The sequence below is a fragment of the Streptosporangium brasiliense genome (assembly GCF_030811595.1).
Lineage (GTDB): Bacteria > Actinomycetota > Actinomycetes > Streptosporangiales > Streptosporangiaceae > Streptosporangium > Streptosporangium brasiliense.
The window spans coordinates 15,241-37,254 of the sequence record NZ_JAUSRB010000001.1 but is presented as its reverse complement, the minus strand read 5'-3'; the positions used below and the strand labels follow the sequence as shown (position 1 = coordinate 37,254).

Below are 22,014 nucleotides of genomic sequence, written 5' to 3'. Positions count from 1 at the left end.
TCGCCTAGCCGGCCAACCGGCGGCGGACTTCTTCGATTCGTCCCGCGATGGTGGTGTCGATGAGGTCGTCCCCGATCTGAACCGAGAACCCTCCGAGCACTCGCGGATCCACCTCGACGTTCAGATGAACGTCGCGGCCATACGAGGTGCGCAGCCACGTGGCGAGACGCCGCTTCTGCTCCTCGGAGAGCTCGACAGCGCTGCGCACCACCGCGACGAGGCGCTGCCGCTGGGCGGCGACCAGGTTGCCGAACTCCTCAAGTCCTCTGTCCAGGCTACGTCCTCGCGGATGCACCACGAGCTGCGTCACCAGACGGAGGGTGGCGGGGGCGACCTTGCCGCCGAGCAGGGAGCCGAGCAGCTCCTGCTTGGCCTGCAGGGGAGCGCCGGGGTCGGTCAGGGACCGGTGCAGCTCCAGGTTCGAGGCGACGATGCGCCCGAACCGGAACAGCTCGTCCTCGACGTCGTCGAGCCTGCCCTGCGCCTCGGCCTCGGCCGCGGCGGCGATGACGCCGAGGCGCTCGAGCGCGTCGGCCAGGTCGCCCGAGCGCGCCCACTTGGCGGACACGGCCGCGGTGGCCGTCTCCAGCGCGGCGTCGCTGACCTTGCCCTCCAGCAGGGCCCGTACGGCTTGCGCCTTCTGGGCCACCGGACGGGCGGGGTCGGACAGATTGCGGCGGAGCCCGTGCTCACGGTCGAACAGGTCGGCGACCGCGAAGAGCTCGTCGGCCAGCGAGCCGAGGTCCGCGCTTCCCGCAACGGCGTTGAAGCGCTCTTCGACCTCGGCCAGCGAAGCCCTGCTCAGACCTCTCAGCATCAGCGGACCGCCGCGCTGCTCGACTCGAGCTCCTCAAGGAACCGGTCGACGGTGCGGCGCTGGCGCGCCTCGTCCTCAAGGGACTCACCGACGATGCGGCTGGCCAGCTCCGTCGACAGACGGCCGATCTCGGCGCGGAGCTGGGCGAACGCCTGCTGGCGGTCGGCCTCGATCTGGGCGTGGGCCGCCTCGACGAGACGGCGGGCCTCGGCCTGCGCCTCCTCGCGGAGCTCCGCCTTGATCTGCGCGCCCTGCTCACGAGCCTCTTCACGCAGGCGGGAAGCCTCGTGACGAGCCTCGGAGAGCTGGTCCTTGTACTGCTTGAGCAGCGCCTGGGCCTCGGCCTGCGCGTCCTGCGCCTTCTGGATGCCGCCTTCGATGGCCTCGGTCCGCTCGACCAGAGTCTTCTGGATGCGCGGGGTGAGGATCTTACCGACGACGACGAGGACGACGAGGAACGCGAAGACTCCGACGACCAGCTCGTAGGTGTGTGGGATGAGGGGGTTGCCCCCCTCCTCCGCTGCCAGGAGCGAAGCTGCCTGAATCATGTGTGCAGCCTTCCGTCAGGTTTTGATGCGTCTTAGCCGCGGAACATGAACGGCGCGACGAGGCCGATCAGGGCCAGCGCCTCGGTCAGAACGAAGCCGAGCAGCATGTTCTGGCGGATCAGGCCGTAGGCCTCCGGCTGACGGGCGATGGCCTGCACACCCTGACCGAAGATGATGCCGACGCCGATGCCGGGGCCGATCGCGGCGAGGCCGTAACCGATCGAGCCGAGGTTGGAGAGGGAGCCGGTGACCTCAGCGAGGACGCTCATTGTGTGTTCCTTTACGGATCGGCCGGTGGGTCGTCCACCGGTCTGGACTATTCGAGGTTGGTCTTAGTGCTCGGCGTGGAGCGAGTTGCCGATGTACATCGCGGCGAGCATTGCGAAGAGGAACGCCTGCAGGAACTGGATGAACATCTCGAAGCCGGTCATGGCGATCGTCATGATGACGCCGACCACGCCGAGCGGGGCGCCCAGCGGTGTGAGCTTCTCGAAGAGGAACCAGAAGCCGACGAGGCTGAAGAACGCGAGGATGATGTGACCGGCGAACATGTTGGCGAACAGTCGCACCGCGTGGGTGAAGGGCGCGATGACCATGTTCGAGAGGAGCTCGATGGGGGCCAGCAGCACGTAGATCGGCTTGGGCAGTCCCGGCGGGAACATCATGTTCTTGAAGTAGCCGACCGCGCCCTGGTGCTTGACGCCCAGGTAGATCTTGAGGAAGTAGATGCTGAGCGCCAGCACGATGGGGAAGGCGATGTGCGAGGCGACCGGGAACTGCAGGACGGGAACGACACCCATCAGGTTCCAGATCCAGACCATGAAGAAGATGCTGAGCAGCAGGCCCATCCACCGGTCGGCGTCCTTGCCGAGGAACGGCCGGGCGACCTGGTCGCGGACGAACATGTAGCCCATCTCGGCGACGTTCTGGACGCCCCGGGGCACGATCTTCGGGTTGGCGAACGCGGACCAGCAGAAGGCCACGACGATGAGCGTGCTCAGGAGCGCCAGCAGAACCGGCTTCGTGAACCAGTCGACGCCTGGGATGATCGGGGGGGAGTCGAAGAGTTCGAGGCCCGGGGCCGTGAACTCGTCCCCGGAAGCGAGGAGCGTCAGCGTGCTCACGCGGCGTTCCCTTCAGCGTGGTAGTGGATCGAAATGGCTTCGTCAGCGAAGCGACCGCCGCCGAAGGCTAGCGACCGTACTTCCGGTAGACCAGGTAGACGGCGAGAGCGACTCCGAGGATCAACCCGATCGGCATGAAGGCGACCACGCCAGTCCATTTGGACAGCAACCAGCCGGCACCGCCGTACAGGAGCATCCCGGAAAGCAGATAGCTGGGGATCGACCAGGCGGCGCTGGCGAAGTCGCGGCCGTCGTCCTCGGGCCGGATTTTCTTTTCGCTCATCGCGGGCATGACGATAGCAGCCGCGGCGGGGACTAGTCATATCGGGCCCGGTCATCCCGGCGAGCGAGATACTACGCCTCATCGGGAATCACCTCGACCCAGGGGTCTTGCCGTCGGGGTCGGCGTAGAGCATCTTGAGCTTCATGAAGCCCCGCATCTCGCCGACGGTCCAGGCGACGGTGCACGCGACGGCGCCCCAGCCGAAGGCCCTGGGCTCGAACGCGGTGACGTCCTCGAACGCCTTCAGCAGGCCCATGACGATGATGATCTTCACCACGTAACCCACGACGGCGGCCGTCATCATCGCCATGGGCGAGACGCGGCTGGCGTAGGAGACCGCGACGATGCCGAGGGTGAAGAAGGCGCAGACGACCAGGGCCCCGATCGCCGCGCCCAGCGCCCCCTTGCCTCCGGCCACGAGGGCGGCGACGACGACCACGACGAGGCCCACCAGCAGTGTGGGTATGGCCGCCCCCTTCAAGAGGCGTACGTCGTTGGCCTGCATCGGCACTCCAAGTAACTGTTATCAAGCGAGCGATTGCTACCTTGCAGGGCTCATCCTGTTGAGCGGCTGCTAGTGAAAGCTATCACAAGCTCACGGAAGAGCGCCTTTACCTGCCGTTTCAAGTAAACGATCAAGAGGTTTCCAGGAGGTGTTCAACGCAGCGTCTCAGGGGTTGAGAAACCCGGACTGGGAGCGGTAAGTGACAGGTCAGGCAGCACGGAGCGGACCGCGGTGTCGCCGTCGGCCGCGGCCGACCGGGGGCCGGACGGCTCCGGCGGGAGCGGACGGGCCTGCTCCTGGGCCGGCCCCCCGCCGGGGCGGATGTGCCGCCCGCCGGCCTGGATCCCGCCGCCGCCGTTGCCGCCCTTGCGCGCCCGCCAGCGCGGCAGCGCCATCATCACCAGCACACCCACCGCCAGCAGCACCGTGAGCGGGAACAGCACGAGAGGGACGCCCTCGACGGACATCGCCACGACCGCGAAGGCGAACAGGAACGTCCAGGTGTACATGATCAGCACGCTGCGCCGGTGCGAGTGGCCGATGTCCAGCAGCCGGTGGTGCAGATGGCCCCGGTCGGGGGCGAACGGCGACAGGCCGTTGGAGGTGCGCCGGACCACCGCCATGATCAGGTCCAGCAGCGGGAGCACCAGGATGGCGACCGGCACCAGCATCGGCAGGATCACCGGGAAGCGGTTGATGCTGGTCGAGTCGAGCGGCGTGATGGTGATCATCGTGGACGCGAGGACCAGGCCGATCAGCATCGCCCCGGTGTCGCCCATGAAGATCTTCGCCGGGTGGAAGTTGTGCGGCAGGAAACCGAGGCACATGCCGATGAGCACCGAGGCGATCGCCGCCGTGACGTTGATGCTGGTGTCGGCGTAGTCCTTGGACAGGACGATGGAGTAGGTCCAGGTGGCCATGGCGGCGATGCCGACGATCCCGGCCGCCAGGCCGTCCAGCCCGTCGACGAAGTTGACCGCGTTGATCATGACGACCACGACCAGGATCGTGATCAGCGGGCTCAGCGTGGAGTCGAGGATGACCTGGCCGCCCAGCGAGCTGGGCAGCGGGAGCCACGGCAGGCTGACGTCGAAGGCGACCAGGACGCCCGCGGCGCCGACCTGCCCGGCGAGCTTGATGAGGGCGTCCATCCCCCACCAGTCGTCCAGGAAACCGGTCAGGGTGATCAGGCCGCCCGCCGCGATCAGCGCGATCACGGTCTTGCCCTCGGCCAGCCTGCCCCCGGCGTAGGGTAACTGGCTGGCGATCAGCAGGCCGGCGACGAGCCCGCCGTACATGGCCAGACCGCCGAGTCTGGGCGTCGGGGTGGTGTGCACATCACGGTCACGGACCTCTGGCATCGCACCGATGCGGATGGCGAACACGCGGATCAGCGGGACCAGGAGATAGGTCACCGCCGCCGCCACCAGCGCCATGAGTAGGTATTCGCGCACGGACCTAGTTTCGCGGATAGTCCGGCCAGCTGTGACCGGAAAACGACACAGAACAGCTCATAGTTCGCTGGGATAAATCTGATGGGTCTCCGTCAGCGCCGTCACCCGCTGCCGGATCTCTCCTACTGCGTCAGGGTCTCGGATGACCTGCGCCACCATCGAGGCCACTTCCTTCATCTGCTCGGGCCCCATCCCCTGCGTCGTGACGCAGGGGGTGCCGACCCGGATGCCGGAGGTCACCGTGGGCGGCTCGGGGTCGTAGGGGATCGCGTTGCGGTTCAGCGTGATCCCCGCGGCGGTGCACCGCCGCTCGGCCACCGCGCCGGTGATCCCCATGTCGCGCAGGTCGATCAGGGCCAGATGGCTGTCGGTGCCGCCGGAGACCGGCCGCATGCCCTCGGCGGCCAGCGCGTCGGCCAGCACCTGGGCGTTCGCCACCACCTGGCGCGCGTAGTCGGCGAACTCCGGCTGGAGCGCCTCGCCGAACGCCACCGCCTTGGCCGCCACCGCGTGCATCAGCGGGCCTCCCTGGATGAACGGGAAGACCGCCCGGTCGATCTTGGCGGCCAGTTCCCCCGTGCACATGATGCCGCCGCCCCTCGGGCCGCGCAGCGCCTTGTGCGTGGTGAAGGTGACCACGTCGGCGTACGGCACGGCCGACGGCAGCGCGCCCCCGGCCATCAGGCCGATGGTGTGGGCGACGTCGGCCAGCAGCCAGGCGCCGACCTCGTCCGCGATCCCCCGGAAGGCGGCGAAGTCGATCTCCCGCGGGTAGGCGGTGGCGCCACAGATGATCATCTTGGGCTGGTGCCGCAGCGCCAGCTCCCTGACCTCGTCGTAGTCGATCAGCTCGGTGTCCCGGCGCACACCGTAGGCGACGACGTCGAACCACCGGCCGGAGAAGTTGACCCGGGAGCCGTGGGTGAGGTGGCCGCCGTGTGACAGCTCCATGGCCAGCACCGTGTCGCCCGGCTGGAGCAGCGCGGCGTAGGCGGCCAGGTTGGCCGAGGCGCCCGAATGGGGCTGGACGTTGACGTGGTCGGCGCCGAACAGCAGCTTGGCCCGGTCGATCGCGAGCCGCTCGGCCCGGTCGACGACCTCGCAGCCGGCGTAGTAGCGCCTGCCGGGATATCCCTCGGCGTATTTGTTGGTGAGCGTCGATCCGAGCGCGGCGAGCACGGCGGGCGAGGCGAAGTTCTCGCTCGCGATGAGCTGGAGGCCGCCGCGGAGCCGGTCGAGCTCGTCGAGGAGCACGCGCGCGACCTCTGGGTCCCGCCTGTGCAGGAGCCCGAAGTCGGGCCCGTAGTACGGCTCTGCGCCCATGGCTCACATCCCGGGGATGACGACTCAACCCACTTTAAGCCCGGACGCCCCCGCTTTCCGAGGCCAGGGGCGCGCCATCACCGGAACGCGCCGTCACGAGAACGCGTGCGGGGCCCCGGCGTTGGCGGGCACCCACCTCGGGGTGTCGGCCGCCTGGTCGCTGATCGAGGTGAGGATCGCCTGCCGGTAGAGGCCGAGGCGGGTGCGCCACTCGGCCATCTCCTTCACGTAGCGTCCCGACACCGGGGCGTCCCAGACGTCTCGGCTCCTGGCCAGCTGGTAGGCCCGGTCGAGGCTGGCCGCCAGGTCGTCGAGGGCGGGGAGCACCTGCCGCCACATCGTGACCAGCCGCTGGTAGTCGGGGTTGAACTCCCACGAGGTGGCCCTGTCGGGGGAGGGCAGGCCGAGACTCCCCGAGGCGGGCGGGGTCTCTCCCGGCTGCAGCGGCTGCGGTGCTGGTGGATCCACGAACATCACAGGCTCCTCACGCTCACTGCCCGCCCGACCGTCCGCCGGGTGGCGGGACCGGCCGCAGCGGGTCTCCCGGATCCACGTCGCCCGCCGGGCCGTCCGGCCCGACGTCCATGGGCGCCCACGCGCCCTCGCCCCACGTCTCGCCGTCGGGCACCCGCACGCTCGGCATGTCCACCGGCTCGACGTCGCGCGCGTTGTCGGCCAGCGTCTTGAGCGCCTCGACGCTCGGCGGGTCCGCCTGGACCGAGACCACGTCGCCGTCGGCCTGCCACGCGGCCGCCTGGCCGACGGCGGGCCGCGTCTCCGCGCTCCCGGGGGCGTTCCCGGCCGACCGGGTGCCGCTCTCCTGCCCGTCCGGCGGCTGGAACGCCTGGTCCAGGTCGGCCGTGTCGGGGACGGGGACGCCGGAGTCGGTCCACGGCGGCGCCGTGCGGGGCTCGATCCGGTCGGGCCGGGCGGCGGTGTCGGAGCCGCCGTCGGCGCCGGGCATCTCCAGCGGCGGGATGTCCTCGATGTTCTTCAGCAGTTCGGCGACCTCCGCCGCCGTGGGCGAGTCGAGGGGGACCTGGAGGACCGGCACGCCGTCCACCGCCACGACCCTCGGCTTCATGTCGCCGCGCTGGTCGATGTCGTCGGGGTGGTCCTTCCGCGCGGTGTCCAGGATGTCGCCGTCGGAGGCGGAGCCCCCGTCCCGCGGAGAAGTCTCATCACCCTTCGAACCCGTGCCGTCCTTGAAATCAGAACCGGCACCGTCCTCCGAACCCACCCCCGGACCGTCATCGCTGACATTCTCCACCGGAGGATCGAAACCCTCCCCCGACCCATCAGGGACAGACCCCCCGTCCCGCGGAGAGGTCTCATCACCCTTCGAACCCGTGCCGTCCTTGAAATCAGAACCGGCACCGTCCTCCGAACCCACCCCCGGACCGTCATCGCTGACATTCTCCACCGGAGGATCGAAACCCTCCCCCGACCCATCAGGGACAGACCCCCCGTCCCGCGGAGAGGTCTCATCACCCTTCGAACCGGTGTCGGGCTTGAGGTCGGAACCGTTGTCGGAGACGTTCTCCATCCGGGGGTCGTAGACGTTCACCTTGCGGGAACCGTCGTCGTCCCCGGACCTGTCGGAGGTGGGCCCCCCGTCCCGCGGAGAGGTCTCATCGCCCTTGGATCCGGTGCCGCCCTTGGAGTCGGAGCCGGTGTCGCGGGATGGCGTCTCGTCGCCCCTGGACCCGGTCTCGCGGGATGGCGTCTCGTCGCCCTTGGACCCGGTGTCCCGGGGGGACGACTCGTCGCCCTTGGAGCCGGTGTCGGGCTTGGGATCGGGCCTGGGGTCCGGCTCCGAGCCGTCCTTCGGCCGGTCGGCCTGGGGGTGCTCGCGCGCCGGCGGCCCCTCGTCGCCCCTGGGGACGGCAGGCTTCAGATCCTCGGCCTTCGGCGTCGTCGGCCGGGGCTCGGACTTCCCGTCCGCCTCGGAGCCCGGGTCGGCGGTCTTCGGCTCCCCGGCCCTCGGCTCGGCCGCGGGCGCCGCCTCCTGCTTGATCTTCTTCTCCAGCAGCGCCACCCGGGCGGAGACGTCGCGGACCATCACCTCGCACGCGTCGGCGACCTGCGACGGACGGTGGGCCGACTGCGAGGAGAGCCCCGCCCCGCTCATCAGCTGGGTGATCCGGCCCTCGGCGTCACGCATCCGCGTGACCGCCTGCTTGACCTCGGACAGCAGATCGCGGACCAGCTCGGGGTCCATTCCGTCGAACTTGCCCATGGGCGTCTCCCGGAAGTGTCGGCGCACTTCACCGTACCGGGGAGACAGCCCGGCGTCACGATGATAATCAGACGGCATCGATCACGGCATAAGCCGTGGACCGGCCGGTCAGTCGTCGGCCTCCGGGCCCGCGTCCGTGGCCACGTAGCCGATCACGCCGCGCAGCTTCTCCACCGGGACGGCCCCCCGGCGCAGCAGCCTGGGGACCGCCGTGGTCAGGTCGAGGATCGTGGAGGGGACGTTGTCGGGGCACGGGCCGCCGTCGAGATAGACCGCGACCGAGTCGCCGAGCTGCTTCTCGGCGTCGGCCGCCGTGGTGGCGGCGGGGGCGCCGGAGCGGTTGGCGCTGGAGACGGCCATCGGGCCGGTCTCCTTGAGCAGCTCCAGGGCGACCGGGTGCAGGGGCATCCGGATCGCGACGGTGCCCTTGCTGTCGCCCAGGTCCCACGACAGCGACCGGTTGGCGCGGCAGATCAGCGTCAGCGGGCCGGGCCAGAAGGAGTCGACGAGGTCCTGGCCGTAGGGGCCGAGGTTCTCCACGAGGGCGTTGGCGGCGCGCACGGTGCCGACCAGCACGGGCACCGGCATGTCCCGGCCGCGCCCCTTGGCCTCCAGCAGGGAGGTGACGGCGGCCGGGGTGAAGGCGTCGGCGCCGATGCCGTAGACGGTGTCGGTCGGCAGCACCACGAGCTCACCCCGCCGTACGGCCGAGGCCGCGTCGGTCAGGCCGTCGGCCCGCTGCGCGGCGTCCATGCAGTCATACTGTCGGCTCACTGTGCCTCCTCACCTGGCGGCTCGTCATCAGTGAGCCGAAGCTGCTGCGTTCATGTGCTCGCCCGCCCACGCCGTGCCATCCTATTCCTGGCCGAAACGGGCGGTGACAAAGCGGTCCCGGCGGGTGAGGTCCTGGCGGCTGCGGACGTCGCGCCAGCCGTTGTCCTCGGAGAAGATCAGATAGACCGGGGTGCCCTGCTGGTCGGCGTGCTCCACGGCGACGAACCCGCCAGGCCGCAGCAGCCGCCTGGCGGTCCGTTCCACCGCCCTGACCTCGTCGAGACCGTCGCTGCCCGAGCCGTACAGTGCCCGGTGCGGGTCGTAGTCGCGCACCTCGGGGTCGCGGGGGATCGCGCCCGGCGGGATGTAGGGCGGGTTGGAGATGACCAGGTCCACCTGGCCGTCGAGCTCGGACAGGGCGTCGGCCAGGTCCTCCGGGTGCAGGTGGACCCGGCCCTGGCCGTGCTCCAGGATGTTGCGCTTGGCCCAGCGGTAGGCGTCGGGGTCGACCTCGACCGCGTGCACCGTGGCGAGCGCGATCTCCTGGGCGATGGACAGCGCGATGGCGCCGGAGCCGGTGCCGAGGTCCACGACCACCGGCGAGGCGACGTCCATCTCCCTCAGCCGCTCGATGGCCCATCCGGCCACGACCTCGGTCTCCGGGCGCGGCACGAACACGCCCGGCCCGACCTCCAGGGAGAGATAGCGGAAGTAGGCGCGCCCGGTGATGTGCTGGAGCGGTTCGCGGGCCTCACGCCGGGCGACGCCCTCCCAGAAGAGCGCGTCGAAGTCCGCGTCTGTCACGTTGTGCAGCTCGCTGCGCCGTACACCGTGGACATATGCCGCGATCTCCTCGGCGTCGGTGCGTGGCGACGGCACACCTGCCTCGGCGAGCCGGGCGGTGGCGAGGGCGATCTCGTCCAGCAGAAAGGTCATGGGCGCGTTCTATGAGTGGGCGGCGAGCTTCTCCGCCATCTCGGCGTCAAGCAGGGACTGGATGACGGCCGTGAGGTCACCGTCCAGAACCTGATCAAGGTTGTAGGCCTTGAAGCCGACACGGTGGTCGGAGATGCGGTTCTCGGGGAAGTTGTAGGTGCGGATGCGCTCGGAGCGGTCGACCGTCCGGATCTGGGACTTGCGCTCGGCCATCGCGGCGGCGTTGGCCTCCTCCTCGGCGATGGCCTGCAGGCGGGCCCGGAGGATGCGCATGGCCGACTCCTTGTTCTGGAGCTGGCTCTTCTCGTTCTGGCAGGAGGCGACCACACCGGTCGGGATGTGCGTGATCCGCACCGCCGAGTCGGTGGTGTTGACGCTCTGCCCGCCGGGACCGCTGGAGCGGTAGACGTCGATGCGCAGGTCGTTCGGGTCGATCTGGACGTCGACCTCCTCGGCCTCCGGATAGACCAGGACGCCCGCCGCGCTGGTGTGGATGCGGCCCTGCGACTCGGTGACCGGCACCCGCTGGACGCGGTGCACGCCGCCCTCGAACTTCAGCTTCGACCAGACGCCCTCGTCGCCCCTGGCCTTCAGGGCGACCGTGACGTCCTTGTAGCCGCCCAGGTCGGAGTGGGTGGCGTCGATGAGCTCGGTCTTCCAGCCGATCCGCTCGGCGTAGCGCAGGTACATCCGCAGGAGGTCGCCGGCGAACAGCGCCGACTCCTCACCGCCCTCGCCCGCCTTGATCTCCATGATGATGTCCTTGTCATCGTTGGGATCACGCGGGACGAGCAGGTGCCGGAGCTTGTCCTCCAGCTCGGGGACGCGCCCTTCGAGCTCTCTGGCCTCCTCGGCGAAGGCCTCGTCCTCGGCCGCCAGCTCCTTGGCCGTGGCCAGGTCGTCGCGGACGCCTTCGAGCTCCCGATGGGTGTTGACGATCGGGGTCAGCTCGGCGTAGCGCCTGCCGAAGGTGCGTGCCTGCGTCGGGTTGGCGTGCACGGCGGGGTCGGCGAGCTTGAGTTCCAGCTCGGCGTACTCACTGAGCAGCTCGTCGAGATTCACCGTGCGTCCTTCCTGAAAAGCCCTTCCGAGCCTGCCTAATCACCACGAACGCCGACCCGGGTGCCCCCTCGGAGAACGGGGGGGTTCCGGGCCGGCGTCGAGTGTGGGCTACTGGCCCGTGGTCTTCTTGCCGAAGCGCTTCTCGAAGCGCGCCACCCGGCCGCCGGTGTCCAGGATCTTCTGCTTGCCCGTGTAGAACGGGTGGCAGGCCGAGCACACGTCGGCGTGGATCACGCCGCTCTTGGCGGTGCTGCGCGTGGTGAAGGAGTTACCACAGGTGCAGGTCACCTCGGTGGTCACGTACTCCGGGTGAATGTCGGGCTTCATGGCTTCAGTCCTCTCCAAGGCGCGGTCGCCGGGTCGCCACTGTCTCTCGCCTGTCAGGCTTGCGCGCGGTGTGCACACTGAGGTGCGCGCGGGCGGGAACCGGAACCGCTGCGGTTCGGCTACCAGTGTGCCAGATGCTCCAACCACCCCAGGCCACAAGACATTCCCCGCGTGCATGGCCCGCGTTTGTGGACAGGTCACAACGGCCCCACCGGCTCCAGTGCTCAAATCGTAATTTTACCGAATATTTACCTTACCTAGCGAGCGGACAAGGTCCGCCTGTACGGCACCGGCCGTGCCGGCGGCCAGGACACGTGGGGACGGTGTCCGGCGGTGGACGGCGCCGGACGCCGTCTCACCTGCCCAGGTAGGCCAGGACGGCGAGGACCCGGCGGTGGTCGTCGGAGGCGGGTTCGAGGCCGAGCTTGGAGAAGATGCCGGAGATGTGCTTCTCCACCGCGCCGTCGGTGACCGCCAGCCGCGCGGCGACCGCCGCGTTGGAGCGGCCCTCGGCCATCAGGGCCAGGACCTCCCGTTCCCTGGCGGTCAGGGACTCCAGCGGGTCGTCCCGGCGGTGGCGGCTCAGCAGCTGCGCGATCACTTCGGGATCGATGACCGTCCCCCCGGCCGCCACCCGGCGCACCGCGTCGAGGAACTCCGACACGTCGGCGATCCGCTCCTTGAGCAGGTAGCCGACCGCCGCGGCGCCCCCGCCGATCAGCTCGGTGGCGTACTGCTGCTCGACATACTGCGACAGCACCAGGATCGGCAGCCCCGGCCGCCGGGACCTGGCCTCCAGGGCGGCGCGCAGCCCCTCGTCGGTATGGCTCGGCGGCATCCGCACGTCCACGACCGCCAGGTCGGGAGCGTGCTCGGCCACCGCGGCCACCAGGCCGGGGCCGTCCCCCGCCACCCCGACGGTCTCGATCCCGCCGTCGGCCAGCAACCGGGCGAGCCCCTCACGCAACAGCACCGAGTCTTCGGCGATCACCACCCGCATGGGCTCAAGTTTTCACCACTCGCAGGGCAGTTCGGCGCGGATCAGCGTGGGACCGCCGAGCGGGCTGTCCACGCTCAGCGTGCCGTCGATGGTCGCGGCCCGGTCCGCCAGCCCCGCGAGGCCGCCTCCGGCGCGCGGCACCGCGGCGCCGACCCCGTTGTCGTGCACCTCGACCACCACCCGCTGGCCCCGCCGGCTGACCCGGATCGACGCCTCGGTCGCCTCGGAGTGCTTGACCATGTTGGTCAGGGACTCGGCCACGATGAAGTAGGCGATGCTCTCCACGGCGGCCGGAGGGCGGTGGGAGACCTCCACCGACAGGTCCACCCGTACGGGCGCCCGAGCCGCGAGCGAGGACAGCGCCGCGTCCAGCCCCCGGTCGGTGAGGATCGCCGGATGGATGCCCCGGGCGAGGTCGCGCAGCTCGGCGATCGCCGCCTTGGTGCCGGCGTGGGCCTGGGCGATGAGCTCCCGGGCGCCCTGCGGGTCGGAGTCCATCCTGGCCTGGGCCCGGCCCAGGTCGATGGCGACCGACAGCAGCCGCTGCTGGGCGCCGTCGTGCAGGTCGCGTTCGATCCTGCGCCGCTCCGCCTCGGCCGCGTCGACCCCGCGTGCCCGGCTGGCCCGCAGGTGGGCCGCCCGGGCGGCCAGCAGGTTCTTCTCCCCCGCGCCCAGCAGCGCGAGACCGAGCATCCCGTGCAGCCGGGCCATCCCCCGCGTCGCGTAGAGCGCGACGAGGAAGATCCCCAGCCCGGCGGGCACGCACAGCAGCGCCTCCGGCACGGTGTCGACCAGCACCCCGTCGGTGATCGTCAGCGGGCCGCCGGCGAGCAGCAGGGCCGTGGGCGTGAGGACCAGGCCGAGTGCCAGCGACCACAGGACCGCCGAGACGACGAACTCCACGATCCCCACCGGCACCAACAGCACCAGATAGAGGAGGTCCTTCCAGGTGGCCGGGTCGGCGAACACGTCCTTCCAGCGCAGGAACAGGTTGTCGCGCCGGGAGGGGCGGTAGGGGTCGGGGATCGTGACGCCGAAGGCCAGTCCGAGCAGCCTGCGCTCCAGCATCGCGGCACCGCGCCAGGCGAAGGCGGTCAGCGCGGCCAGCGGCACCCCCGCCCACACGACCACCAGGCTGAGCGAGATCGGGATCGCCGACGCCAGGAAGGCGGCGCAGGTGATGCCGTAGAACATGCTCGCCAGCAGGTACGGCACGGCGCGCCAGGTCATCGGGTCGACGATCATCCCGAGCGGCCCGTTCGGCCCCAGCGGCACCCGCCGGCACAACGGCGTGCGCGCCACCGGTCCGCCCACCGCCGTCTCGGCCGTCATACGCCCCCCTCTGGCTCCGTGCGCTGCGATCACGGTCCGCGTCCGGGCCCGCCGGGGCCGGGGCGCGGTGAAATGCCCGCCGGACCCCGGGGCGCGGTGAGATGGGGCGGACGGGCGTCCTGAAGTATGGATATCCCGAAGAGTGCGCCCGCACAAGGGCCCGGAGACGACAGACGCCCCGGCCGTGGGGCCGGGGCGTGAGCCGTACAGCGAGGTGATCAGTCGCGGTCGGAGCTGACCGTCGTCTTCTGGACCTGGAGGAGGAACTCCGCGTTGGACTTGGTCTCCCTCATCTTCTCCAGGAGCAGCTCCAGGGCCTGCTGCATGTCCAGGGCGTGGAGCACCCGGCGCAGCTTCCAGACGATCTGCAGCTCGTCCTTCGACATGAGGATCTCTTCCTTGCGGGTGCTGGACGCGTCGACGTCCACCGCCGGGAAGATGCGCTTGTCGGCCAGGGAGCGGTTGAGCTTGAGCTCCATGTTGCCGGTGCCCTTGAACTCCTCGAAGATGACCTCGTCCATCTTCGAGCCGGTCTCGACCAGCGCGGTGGCGAGGATCGTCAGCGAGCCACCGTTCTCGATGTTGCGGGCGGCGCCGAAGAAGCGCTTGGGCGGGTAGAGCGCCGTGGAGTCGACACCACCCGACAGGATGCGGCCGGAGGCCGGGGCCGCCAGGTTGTAGGCCCGGCCCAGACGGGTGATCGAGTCGAGCAGCACGACCACGTCGTGGCCCAGCTCCACCAGACGCTTGGCGCGCTCGATGGCGAGCTCGGCGACCGTGGTGTGGTCCTCGGCGGGGCGGTCGAAGGTCGAGTGGATGACCTCGCCCTTGACCGAGCGCTGCATGTCGGTGACCTCTTCCGGACGCTCGTCCACGAGGACGACCATCAGGTGGCACTCGGGGCTGTTGCGCGTGATCGCGTTGGCGATCGCCTGGAGCACCATCGTCTTACCGGCCTTGGGCGGGGAGACGATGAGGCCGCGCTGGCCCTTGCCGATCGGCGAGACGAGGTCGATGATCCGCGTGCTCAGGACGTTGGGCTCGGTCTCCAGGCGGAGCCGCTCCTGCGGGTACAGCGGCGTGAGCTTGTTGAAGTCGGGCCGCTGCCGCGCCTGCTCCGGGTCCATGCCGTTGACCGTGTCGAGGCGGACGAGCGCGTTGAACTTCTCGCGGCGCTCGCCGTCGCGGGGCTGGCGGACGGCGCCGGTGACGACGTCGCCCTTGCGCAGGCCGTTGCGGCGGATCTGGGCCAGGGAGACGTAGACGTCGTTGGAGCCGGGCAGGTAGCCGCTGGTCCGCACGAACGCGTAGTTGTCGAGGATGTCCAGGATGCCGGCGATCGGGATCAGGACGTCGTCGTCGCCGACCACGGGCTCGTTGCTGTCGAAGCGGTCACGGCCACGGCGGTTGCGCTCCCGGAACCGGCCGCGGCGGCCGCGGCGGTCGTCGTCGTCGCCGACGCCGTGCTGGTCGCCGCGGTCCTGCGGGCCACGGTCCTGCGGGCCACGGTTCTGCGGGCCGCGGTCACCGCGGTCGCCCCGGTCGCCCCGCTCGGCGCGGTCGTTCACCCGGTCGTTGCGCTCGCCACGGTCGTTACGCTCACCGCGCTCGCCGCGGTCGTTACGCTCGCCGCGGTCGCCGCGCTCACCACGGCTCTGGCCCGCGTCGGCGGCGCGCTGGTCGCCACGGCCGTCGCCGCGCTCACGGCGGTCGCCGGTGCGCTCGCCACGGTCGCTGTTACGGCTGCGGCGGTCGCCGCGCTCCCGACGGCTCTCGCCACGCTCGGGACGGCTGTCGGTCTGAACGGCCTCCGCCTGCTGCTCCACCACGGGAGCGGCCGCGGCCACGGGCTCGGGAGCGGCGGGCGCCTGCTCGGCCACGGGCTCGGCGGCGACGGCCGGGCGGGAACGTTCCCTGCGGCTGCGGGCCGGGCGCTCGGCGACCGGCTCGGCCGCGACGGCCGGAGCCGGCGGAGTCTCCTTGGCAGCGGCGGCGGGAGCAGGGGCGCTCTCGGGTGATACGCCCTGCTTCTCCTGGATGGCCGCGATGAGCTGGCTCTTGCGCATCCGCCCGGTCCCGCTGATGCCAAGCCCGGAGGCCATGGCCTGCAGCTCAGGCAGCACCATGGCAGACAGGCCGGTGCCGGAGCGACGGCGCGGCCGGGCCGCGGCGCGGGTGGGGGTGTCGCCGGCCGCCGGCGGCGCGCCGGCGGCGTCGGAGAGGAGTTCGGTGGTGTCGCTCACTAATGGGTCCTTCCCAGGGGTCGGGCGTGGCCACGATCAGCCAATCGTCCCGGTGGTGCGATCAACCCGGTGGGACAGACCGGGTCGGGTTGCACGTTGCGATCCTCGACGGCCCGTGAGGACCGCCGCCACTGTCGGAGAAGGGCACATCCATGCCGTCACCATCGAGATTCGCCGACGGTGGGGCTTGGAGGACACCCCCCGGATTGCTACCGGCAACCAGATGTCGAGGTAATTCGAACGCGCGTGTCCCCTCAAACGCCGCCTCTCGTTACCCCAACCGAATGTGGAGCATTCGGAGGGGACGGATTCGGGGAGGCCACTGCGGCGCTCACATCCCACGGAGTGGGACATGATGCAGCGATGTGTGGCTGACAAGCACGCACCCAACAAGGGGGCACCTGGTGCGGCTACCAGCCTAACATCACCAGCGCACACAGCTATTCCCTGAAGGTCGAAGAGGCATCAGCGTGTCTCGGGAGAGCCAACGCAGGCACCGCGGGTTTCGACATCCAGTGGCTGGATGTGCCAATCAGTACCCACTTCCGGTGCGATCAAATCCTGCGTATCCACTGTCGAAAACGCAAGAATTGTGGGGCCCGCTCCCGAGACGACCGTAGGGACGCCGAGCCCGCGCAGACGTTGTACCAGATCCACGCTCTGCGGCATCGCAGGCGCGCGGTAGTTCTGGTGCAGCCGATCTTCGGTGGCGGCCAGCAGGAGTTCCCGCTCGGGCCGGTCGGTCAGCGCCGCGATCAGCAGCGCGGCCCGTCCGGCGTTCGCGGACGCGTCGGCGTGCGGCACGTCCTTGGGGAGCAGCCCCCGGGCGACCTCTGTGGACAGCCGGTGCCTGGGGATGATGGCCACGGGCCGGATGTCGGCGTGTGGGATCAGCTTCACCATATGCGGTGCGTCCGACTGGTCCGTCCACGCGATGGTCAGCCCGCCCGCCAGGCACGGGGCCACGTTGTCGGGATGCCCCTCGATCTCGGTGGCCAGCGCGAAGACGTCGTCGTCGGTGAACCGGGCGGCCGCCTCCGGACCGCCGGGGACGGCCCCCGCCGGACCGGGCGCGGCCGGGTAGGGCGTGCCGGCCAGCGCCCGCGCGGCGAGGATGCCCGCGCAGGTCGCCGCCGAGGAGGAGCCCAGCCCCCGGGCGTGCGGGATGCGGTTGAGGCAGCGCAGCCGGATGCCGCGCGGCTGTGGCAGGCCCATCCGGTCGAAGGTCGTGCGCATCGTCTTGACGATGAGATGGCCCTCGCCCAGATCGAGCTCGCCCTCACCCTCGCCCTCGACCACGATGGCGACGCTCCGGGAACCGGGGCCGCCCGGAGGCTCCACCAGGCTGACCTCGACCTCGTCGTAGAGGCCGAGGGCCAGCCCCAGGGCGTCGAACCCGGGGCCGAGGTTGGCTGACGTCGCCGGGACCCGGACGACGACCCTGCTGCTGTCGGTCATCGAAATTCTGGGGCGCAGGCCCCTGGCTTGGCCATAGGGAGGGAGCCCCTCCTCCTATCTGACTGTTCGGCGCGGTGCTCTGACTGTTCGGCGCGGTGCGCGGATGGGCGGTTGGTGCGGGACGTCACGGCGGGGCATGGGACGGGCGGGACGCCACGGCGGGACGGCGCCGGCGGACGCGGGGCGCCGCGGGGACGCCCCGCCGTACCGGTGCCGTCACGGCGGGCACGGGACGCTAGGCGAGGCCGAGCGCCGTGGCCGCGGCGTGGGCGTCGATGGGGATCGTCACCGGGGTGGGCGCCCCGGAGATGGCCCAGTCGGGGTCCTTGAGGCCGTTGCCGGTCACCGTGCAGACGATGCGACGGCCCGGCTCGACGAGGCCCTGCCCGTGGGCCTGGAGAAGACCGGCCACGCTGGCGGCGGAGGCGAGCTCGACGAACACGCCCTCCTCCTGGGCCAGCAGCTTGTAGGCGGCGGCGATCTGACGGTCGGTGACGGCCTGGATGACGCCGCCGGACTCGTCACGGGCGGCCTCGGCGAGCTGCCAGGAGGCGGGGTTGCCGATGCGGATGGCGGTGGCGATCGTGTGCGGGTGGGTCACCGGCGCTCCGTTGACGATCGGCGCGGCGCCGCTGGCCTGGAAGCCGAACATCCGGGGCGTCTTGGTGGAGACGCCGTCGGCGGCGTATTCGGTGTAGCCCATCCAGTAGGCGGAGATGTTGCCCGCGTTGCCGACCGGGATGCAGTGGATGTCGGGCGCCTCGCCGAGCGCGTCGACGATCTCGAAGGCCGCGGTCTTCTGGCCCTGGAGCCGGAACGGGTTCACCGAGTTGACCAGCGCGATGGGGTAGTTCTCCGACAGCTTCCTGGTCATCTCCAGGCAGTCGTCGAAGGAGCCCTCGACCTGGAGCAGCGTGGCCCCGTGGACCAGCGCCTGGGCCAGCTTGCCCATCGCGATCTTGCCCCGGGGCACCAGCACGGCGCAGGTCAGGCCCGCGCGGACCGCGTAGGCGGCGGCGGAGGCGCTGGTGTTGCCGGTGGAGGCGCAGATGACGGCCTTCGCGCCGTCTTCGACGGCCTTGCTGATGGCCATGGTCATGCCACGGTCCTTGAAGCTGCCGGTCGGGTTCGCGCCCTCGACCTTGAGATAGACGTCGCAGCCGGTCAGGGCCGATACCCGGTGCGCCGGGACGAGCGGCGTGCCGCCCTCCAGGAGCGTGACGACGGGCGTCGCCGTGGTCACCGGAAGTCGGTCACGGTACTCCTCGATGAGGCCACGCCACGCCCTGGTCATGATTGCTCCTCCCGCGCACGGGTACACCGTGCGCGTCCTACCTGCGGTGTTAGGCAACGAGTCTACGGGCAACGGCCTACGCGATGGGATGTGCCGTCCATCCAATGGACAGCGCGGGCGACTTCCCCGCCCGCCCACAGGAAACCCTAAGCATGCGGGGATAGGGTTGACAGGACTTGACAAGCGGTAACGCAGACAAGGGGCGCCACACCATGACGGATGGAGCGGGGATCGACCTGCCCCCGATCCGGCACAACGACTACTCCCCCCTGGACCCGCCCACGCTGGGCGGATGGGATCCGGCGCTCCCGGTGAGCGTGGTCATCCCCGCCCACGGTGGCCAGCACAGACTCGACCTGACCCTCGCCGCCCTGGCGGCGCAGACCTACCCCGGTCACCTCACGGAGGTGATCGTGGTGGACGACGGCAGCGACCCGCCCCTGCGGCTGCCGGAGATCGCCCCGCCGGACACCAGGATCGTGGCCGCCGCCCCCGGAGGCTGGGGCATCGCGCACGCGGTGAACACCGGGGCCGCTCTCGCCGAGGGCCGGATCATCCACCGCCTGGACGCCGACATGGTCGTCTGCCGCGAGCACATCGAGGCGATGGCCCGCTGGCACCACCTGGCCGGCTACCTGGTCGCCATCGGCGCCAAGAAGTTCCTCAAGGAGCCCGAGATCTCCCCCGCCGACCTGTACGACGGCGTGCGCACGGGCCCGCTGGGAGCCGTCTTCGACCTGTCGGAGGCGCTGGCCAGCTCCACCGAGCAGACCATCTCCCGCACCGACGGCCTGCGGACCAGCCGCAACCCCTACCACGTGTGCACCGGACCGACGGTGTCGATGCTGCGGGAGACCTTCCACGCCGTCGGCGGGGTGGATCCCGACGTGCTCCGGGGCGAGGACACCGAGTTCGCCTACCGGCTGGCCGCGCACGGCGTGGTCTTCGTCCCCGAGATGGCGGCCGAGGCCGTGCACCTGGGGCTCCCGGCGCAGCGCCGCGACCGCGACCGGGTGGTCCGCGCGGTCGGCCCCTACCTCGCCCACCGCGTGCCGCTCCGCCGCGACCTGCGCAAGGACCGGGGCCGGCGGTGGCTGGTGCCGTATGTGGAGGTGGTGCTCCACCTCGACGGCGAGGTCAAGGACGACAGGCCGGTGCGCGAGGCGGTGAGCGCGGCGCTGGAGGGGTCGGTGACCGACGTGGTGGTCACCCTGGTCGCCCCCTGGTCCCGGCTGACCTCGGGCCGCCGCCCGGTGCTCGGCGACCCCTCCTTCGAGCTGCGGCTGCTGCGCGAGCACTTCGCCCACGACGAGCGGGTACGGCTGGCCGACGAGGTCTCCGCCACGCCCGCGCCGATCCCGTTCCGCTACACGGGCCCGGTCTCGGTCCCGCTGGGGCCCGACTCGCTGGAGCGGATGATCGCCGCGGTCCAGGGCGACCGGTCCGGCATGCTCGTCGTCGGCCTCGGCGACGGCGGCTCGGCGACGCTGGAGCGGACCGAGGCGCTGGGCAGGGCGCTCCTGCTGGGCGCCGACGACGTCCCCGCCTCGATCAGGGCCACCCACGGCGTACGGCACGGCGAGCGGGCGGAGTTCTGGCCGGCCCGGGCCGCCGCCGCCCCGGCTCCGGCGGGCAGGCCGGGGCGGGCCACGGTCGACAGCAGGCCCGCGGTCAAGCCCGCGGACAGACCCGCGCAGGCCGCCGCCGGCGGCGGGCCCGCCGACAGGCCCGCGGCGGCCTCGGAGGACAGGCCCACGCAGGCCGCGGCGGACAGGCCGGCGCGGAGCGCGGCCGACAAGCCCGCGCAGGCCGGGGCGGGCGGGTTCACGGTGCCCACGCGGAAGCCGAAGTCCCGGCTCGCCAGGTTCCGCTCCGCGATCCGCAGGGGCTGAGCCGGTCAGCCGGCCGCGACCAGGCTCTCGCTCTCCTCGGGCAGGGGCCTCACGCGCCGCCGCACCATGAGCCCGAAGGCCACGACGAGCAGGCCGGACAGGCCCGATATCACGAACGGGGCGGCGGGCCGCCAGGTGTCGTAGAGCAGACCGCCGAGGCCGGAGACCACGAGGATGCCGACGGCCCCGCACAGCGTCTGCACCCCGTAGGCGGAGCCGCGCACGGCGGCGGGGGCCTGCTGGGCCAGCAGCGGGCCGGCGGTGGTGATCGCGGCGATCTCCCCCAGGCCGACGAGCACGGCCACCAGCATCATGCCGGAGCCGAGCGGGTCGCTGATCAGCAGCGTGGACAGGTAGGACACCGCCGCGACGGCCTGGGCGAGGATGAGCACGTCCTGGCGCCGCATCCGGTCGCCCAGCCAGCCGAACAGCGGCGCGGCGACCATGGCCACGGTCTGGGCGATGCCGACCACGGCCCCGCCGCGGGCCAGCGCCTCGGCCGCCGACATGCCGCGCTCGCCGGTGGCGTAGTCGATCACCCACAGGGACATGAAGCCCGCCACGACGGCGAGGTCGGCGCGGGCGACGAACGCCGCCGCGTAGGACAGCGCCACGCCGGGGTCCCGGGCGAGCGCGACGCCCTCCCTGACCAGCCGGGCCAGCGGGACGCGCTCGGCGGCCGCGCCGACCCGGACGGTGGACAGGGTGAACCACATCAGCCCGGCGACGGCGAGGACGGCCGCGGCGACGATCAGGAACGAGACGCGGGCGGCGTCGACCGGGGCCATCCCCCGGTCCTCGAAGATCTTGGGCAGGCGGACCAGGGCGAGCACCGCGACCATCGCGCCCAGACCGCTGAACAGGCCGACCAGGCCGTAGGCCTTGCCCCGGGAACCGTCGCGGACGTAGTCGACGGCCACCGTCGACAGCATCCCGCTGAGCGCGGCCACGCCGAGGGCGAAGACCACCCGCAGCGCGACGAGCACGGTCGTGTTCCCGGCGAACGGGAACAGCGCGGCGCCCAGCGCGCACAGCGCGAACCCGGCCACCACGACGGGCCGGCGGCCGAACCGGTCGGCCAGCGCGCCGTACCAGGCCAGGCTGGCGATCATCGCGATCTCGGCGGCGACGCCGAGCAGGCCGACGGCCTTGCCCTGATCCCCCTCCGCGACGCCCAGGACGCCGCCCAGGATGTACGGCTGCGCCGCCGGCAGGAAGGAGATGACCATGGTCGCGACGAACGACATGGACAGGCAGGCCCACATGTTGCCGCGGCCGATGCCGTCGGCGAGCTGCAGGCCCAGGACGCGGCGCGGGGAGGAGGCGGCCATGGCGCGATCTTGTCAGCTCCGGGGCCGGTTCTCCAGCGCCTCTTATATATGATCACGATAATTCCGGAAATA

At 71.1% G+C, this 22,014-nt stretch carries 21 protein-coding genes; 1 reads left to right on the top strand and 20 read right to left on the bottom strand.

Going from position 1 to position 22,014, the window contains the following annotated elements; genetic code table 11:
- Positions 1–4: 4 nt before the first annotated feature.
- The 19 genes from J2S55_RS00165 to thrC all read right to left on the bottom strand — a co-directional run bounded on the left by J2S55_RS00165 (position 5) and on the right by thrC (position 18,719).
- A complete protein-coding gene (locus J2S55_RS00165; protein WP_306856412.1) occupies positions 5–817 on the bottom strand; it encodes a F0F1 ATP synthase subunit delta in 813 nt (270 codons plus the stop codon).
- Positions 817–1,365: a F0F1 ATP synthase subunit B gene (locus J2S55_RS00160; protein ID WP_306856411.1), complete on the bottom strand. Its 549-nt coding sequence runs from the start codon at positions 1,363–1,365 to the stop codon at positions 817–819. The genes J2S55_RS00165 and J2S55_RS00160 overlap by 1 nt, the downstream gene beginning before the upstream one ends.
- 32 nt (positions 1,366–1,397) lie before the next feature.
- On the bottom strand, positions 1,398–1,634 hold the full coding sequence (atpE, locus tag J2S55_RS00155) for an ATP synthase F0 subunit C (RefSeq protein WP_184756049.1): 237 nt from the start codon (positions 1,632–1,634) through the stop codon (positions 1,398–1,400).
- A 63-nt stretch (positions 1,635–1,697) separates the two neighbouring features.
- On the bottom strand, positions 1,698–2,489 hold the full coding sequence (atpB, locus tag J2S55_RS00150) for a F0F1 ATP synthase subunit A (protein WP_306856409.1): 792 nt from the start codon (positions 2,487–2,489) through the stop codon (positions 1,698–1,700).
- A gap of 67 nt (positions 2,490–2,556) precedes the next feature.
- On the bottom strand, positions 2,557–2,772 hold the full coding sequence (locus J2S55_RS00145; RefSeq protein WP_306856408.1) for an AtpZ/AtpI family protein: 216 nt from the start codon (positions 2,770–2,772) through the stop codon (positions 2,557–2,559).
- Positions 2,773–2,860: 88 nt separating this feature from the next.
- Positions 2,861–3,277 (bottom strand): Cg1360 family ATP-synthase-associated protein, encoded by a 417-nt coding sequence (locus J2S55_RS00140; RefSeq protein ID WP_306856407.1) that lies wholly within the window; start codon positions 3,275–3,277, stop codon positions 2,861–2,863.
- A 152-nt stretch (positions 3,278–3,429) separates the two neighbouring features.
- Positions 3,430–4,731: a glycosyltransferase family 4 protein gene (locus J2S55_RS00135; RefSeq protein WP_306856406.1), complete on the bottom strand. Its 1,302-nt coding sequence runs from the start codon at positions 4,729–4,731 to the stop codon at positions 3,430–3,432.
- A gap of 57 nt (positions 4,732–4,788) precedes the next feature.
- On the bottom strand, positions 4,789–6,054 hold the full coding sequence (gene glyA, locus J2S55_RS00130; protein WP_306856405.1) for a serine hydroxymethyltransferase: 1,266 nt from the start codon (positions 6,052–6,054) through the stop codon (positions 4,789–4,791).
- A gap of 93 nt (positions 6,055–6,147) precedes the next feature.
- Entirely contained in the window at positions 6,148–6,528 is a 381-nt protein-coding gene (locus J2S55_RS00125) for a hypothetical protein (protein WP_306856403.1), read from the bottom strand.
- A gap of 16 nt (positions 6,529–6,544) precedes the next feature.
- Positions 6,545–8,293, bottom strand: coding sequence for an MSCRAMM family adhesin (locus J2S55_RS00120; protein ID WP_306856401.1), 1,749 nt, complete (start codon positions 8,291–8,293; stop codon positions 6,545–6,547).
- A gap of 108 nt (positions 8,294–8,401) precedes the next feature.
- The gene (locus J2S55_RS00115) at positions 8,402–9,067 is read right to left on the bottom strand and encodes an L-threonylcarbamoyladenylate synthase (protein WP_306856400.1); all 666 of its coding nucleotides are present in this window, start codon (positions 9,065–9,067) and stop codon (positions 8,402–8,404) included.
- 81 nt (positions 9,068–9,148) lie between these two features.
- Positions 9,149–10,003 carry a peptide chain release factor N(5)-glutamine methyltransferase gene (gene prmC, locus J2S55_RS00110; protein ID WP_306856398.1) on the bottom strand — a complete coding sequence of 285 codons (855 nt, stop codon included), beginning with the start codon at positions 10,001–10,003 and terminating at the stop codon, positions 9,149–9,151.
- A 9-nt stretch (positions 10,004–10,012) separates the two neighbouring features.
- The gene (gene prfA, locus J2S55_RS00105; protein ID WP_306856396.1) at positions 10,013–11,065 is read right to left on the bottom strand and encodes a peptide chain release factor 1; all 1,053 of its coding nucleotides are present in this window, start codon (positions 11,063–11,065) and stop codon (positions 10,013–10,015) included.
- A 108-nt stretch (positions 11,066–11,173) separates the two neighbouring features.
- Entirely contained in the window at positions 11,174–11,392 is a 219-nt protein-coding gene (rpmE, locus tag J2S55_RS00100; protein WP_306856395.1) for a 50S ribosomal protein L31, read from the bottom strand.
- A gap of 355 nt (positions 11,393–11,747) precedes the next feature.
- Positions 11,748–12,392 carry a response regulator transcription factor gene (locus J2S55_RS00095; RefSeq protein ID WP_306856394.1) on the bottom strand — a complete coding sequence of 215 codons (645 nt, stop codon included), beginning with the start codon at positions 12,390–12,392 and terminating at the stop codon, positions 11,748–11,750.
- Positions 12,393–12,404: 12 nt separating this feature from the next.
- On the bottom strand, positions 12,405–13,724 hold the full coding sequence (locus J2S55_RS00090; protein ID WP_306856392.1) for a sensor histidine kinase: 1,320 nt from the start codon (positions 13,722–13,724) through the stop codon (positions 12,405–12,407).
- A 218-nt stretch (positions 13,725–13,942) separates the two neighbouring features.
- A complete protein-coding gene (rho, locus tag J2S55_RS00085; RefSeq protein WP_306856390.1) occupies positions 13,943–15,967 on the bottom strand; it encodes a transcription termination factor Rho in 2,025 nt (674 codons plus the stop codon).
- Positions 15,968–16,432: 465 nt separating this feature from the next.
- Complete coding sequence (locus tag J2S55_RS00080; protein WP_306856388.1) at positions 16,433–17,425, bottom strand: homoserine kinase; 993 nt, start codon at positions 17,423–17,425, stop codon at positions 16,433–16,435.
- Positions 17,426–17,660: 235 nt separating this feature from the next.
- Positions 17,661–18,719, bottom strand: coding sequence for a threonine synthase (gene thrC, locus J2S55_RS00075; RefSeq protein WP_306856387.1), 1,059 nt, complete (start codon positions 18,717–18,719; stop codon positions 17,661–17,663).
- Positions 18,720–18,931: 212 nt separating this feature from the next.
- Between thrC and J2S55_RS00070 the strand changes: the two genes are divergently transcribed.
- Complete coding sequence (locus J2S55_RS00070) at positions 18,932–20,611, top strand: glycosyltransferase family 2 protein (RefSeq protein ID WP_306856386.1); 1,680 nt, start codon at positions 18,932–18,934, stop codon at positions 20,609–20,611.
- Between the two features lie 5 nt (positions 20,612–20,616).
- Here the strand turns inward: J2S55_RS00070 and J2S55_RS00065 are convergent, their stop codons facing one another.
- Complete coding sequence (locus J2S55_RS00065) at positions 20,617–21,942, bottom strand: MFS transporter (protein ID WP_306856385.1); 1,326 nt, start codon at positions 21,940–21,942, stop codon at positions 20,617–20,619.
- Positions 21,943–22,014: the final 72 nt, after the last annotated feature.

Coding starts and splice junctions, on each gene's coding strand:
- J2S55_RS00070 (WP_306856386.1), top strand. CDS start 18,932: ATGACGGATGGAGCGGGGATCGACCTGCCCCCGATCCGGCACAACGAC.
- J2S55_RS00120 (WP_306856401.1), bottom strand. CDS start 8,293: ATGGGCAAGTTCGACGGAATGGACCCCGAGCTGGTCCGCGATCTGCTG.
- J2S55_RS00065 (WP_306856385.1), bottom strand. CDS start 21,942: ATGGCCGCCTCCTCCCCGCGCCGCGTCCTGGGCCTGCAGCTCGCCGAC.
- J2S55_RS00165 (WP_306856412.1), bottom strand. CDS start 817: ATGCTGAGAGGTCTGAGCAGGGCTTCGCTGGCCGAGGTCGAAGAGCGC.
- J2S55_RS00125 (WP_306856403.1), bottom strand. CDS start 6,528: ATGTTCGTGGATCCACCAGCACCGCAGCCGCTGCAGCCGGGAGAGACC.
- J2S55_RS00080 (WP_306856388.1), bottom strand. CDS start 17,425: ATGACCGACAGCAGCAGGGTCGTCGTCCGGGTCCCGGCGACGTCAGCC.
- rpmE (WP_306856395.1), bottom strand. CDS start 11,392: ATGAAGCCCGACATTCACCCGGAGTACGTGACCACCGAGGTGACCTGC.
- J2S55_RS00095 (WP_306856394.1), bottom strand. CDS start 12,392: ATGCGGGTGGTGATCGCCGAAGACTCGGTGCTGTTGCGTGAGGGGCTC.
- atpE (WP_184756049.1), bottom strand. CDS start 1,634: ATGAGCGTCCTCGCTGAGGTCACCGGCTCCCTCTCCAACCTCGGCTCG.
- glyA (WP_306856405.1), bottom strand. CDS start 6,054: ATGGGCGCAGAGCCGTACTACGGGCCCGACTTCGGGCTCCTGCACAGG.
- J2S55_RS00140 (WP_306856407.1), bottom strand. CDS start 3,277: ATGCAGGCCAACGACGTACGCCTCTTGAAGGGGGCGGCCATACCCACA.
- J2S55_RS00145 (WP_306856408.1), bottom strand. CDS start 2,772: ATGAGCGAAAAGAAAATCCGGCCCGAGGACGACGGCCGCGACTTCGCC.
- J2S55_RS00090 (WP_306856392.1), bottom strand. CDS start 13,724: ATGACGGCCGAGACGGCGGTGGGCGGACCGGTGGCGCGCACGCCGTTG.
- J2S55_RS00160 (WP_306856411.1), bottom strand. CDS start 1,365: ATGATTCAGGCAGCTTCGCTCCTGGCAGCGGAGGAGGGGGGCAACCCC.
- thrC (WP_306856387.1), bottom strand. CDS start 18,719: ATGACCAGGGCGTGGCGTGGCCTCATCGAGGAGTACCGTGACCGACTT.
- prmC (WP_306856398.1), bottom strand. CDS start 10,003: ATGACCTTTCTGCTGGACGAGATCGCCCTCGCCACCGCCCGGCTCGCC.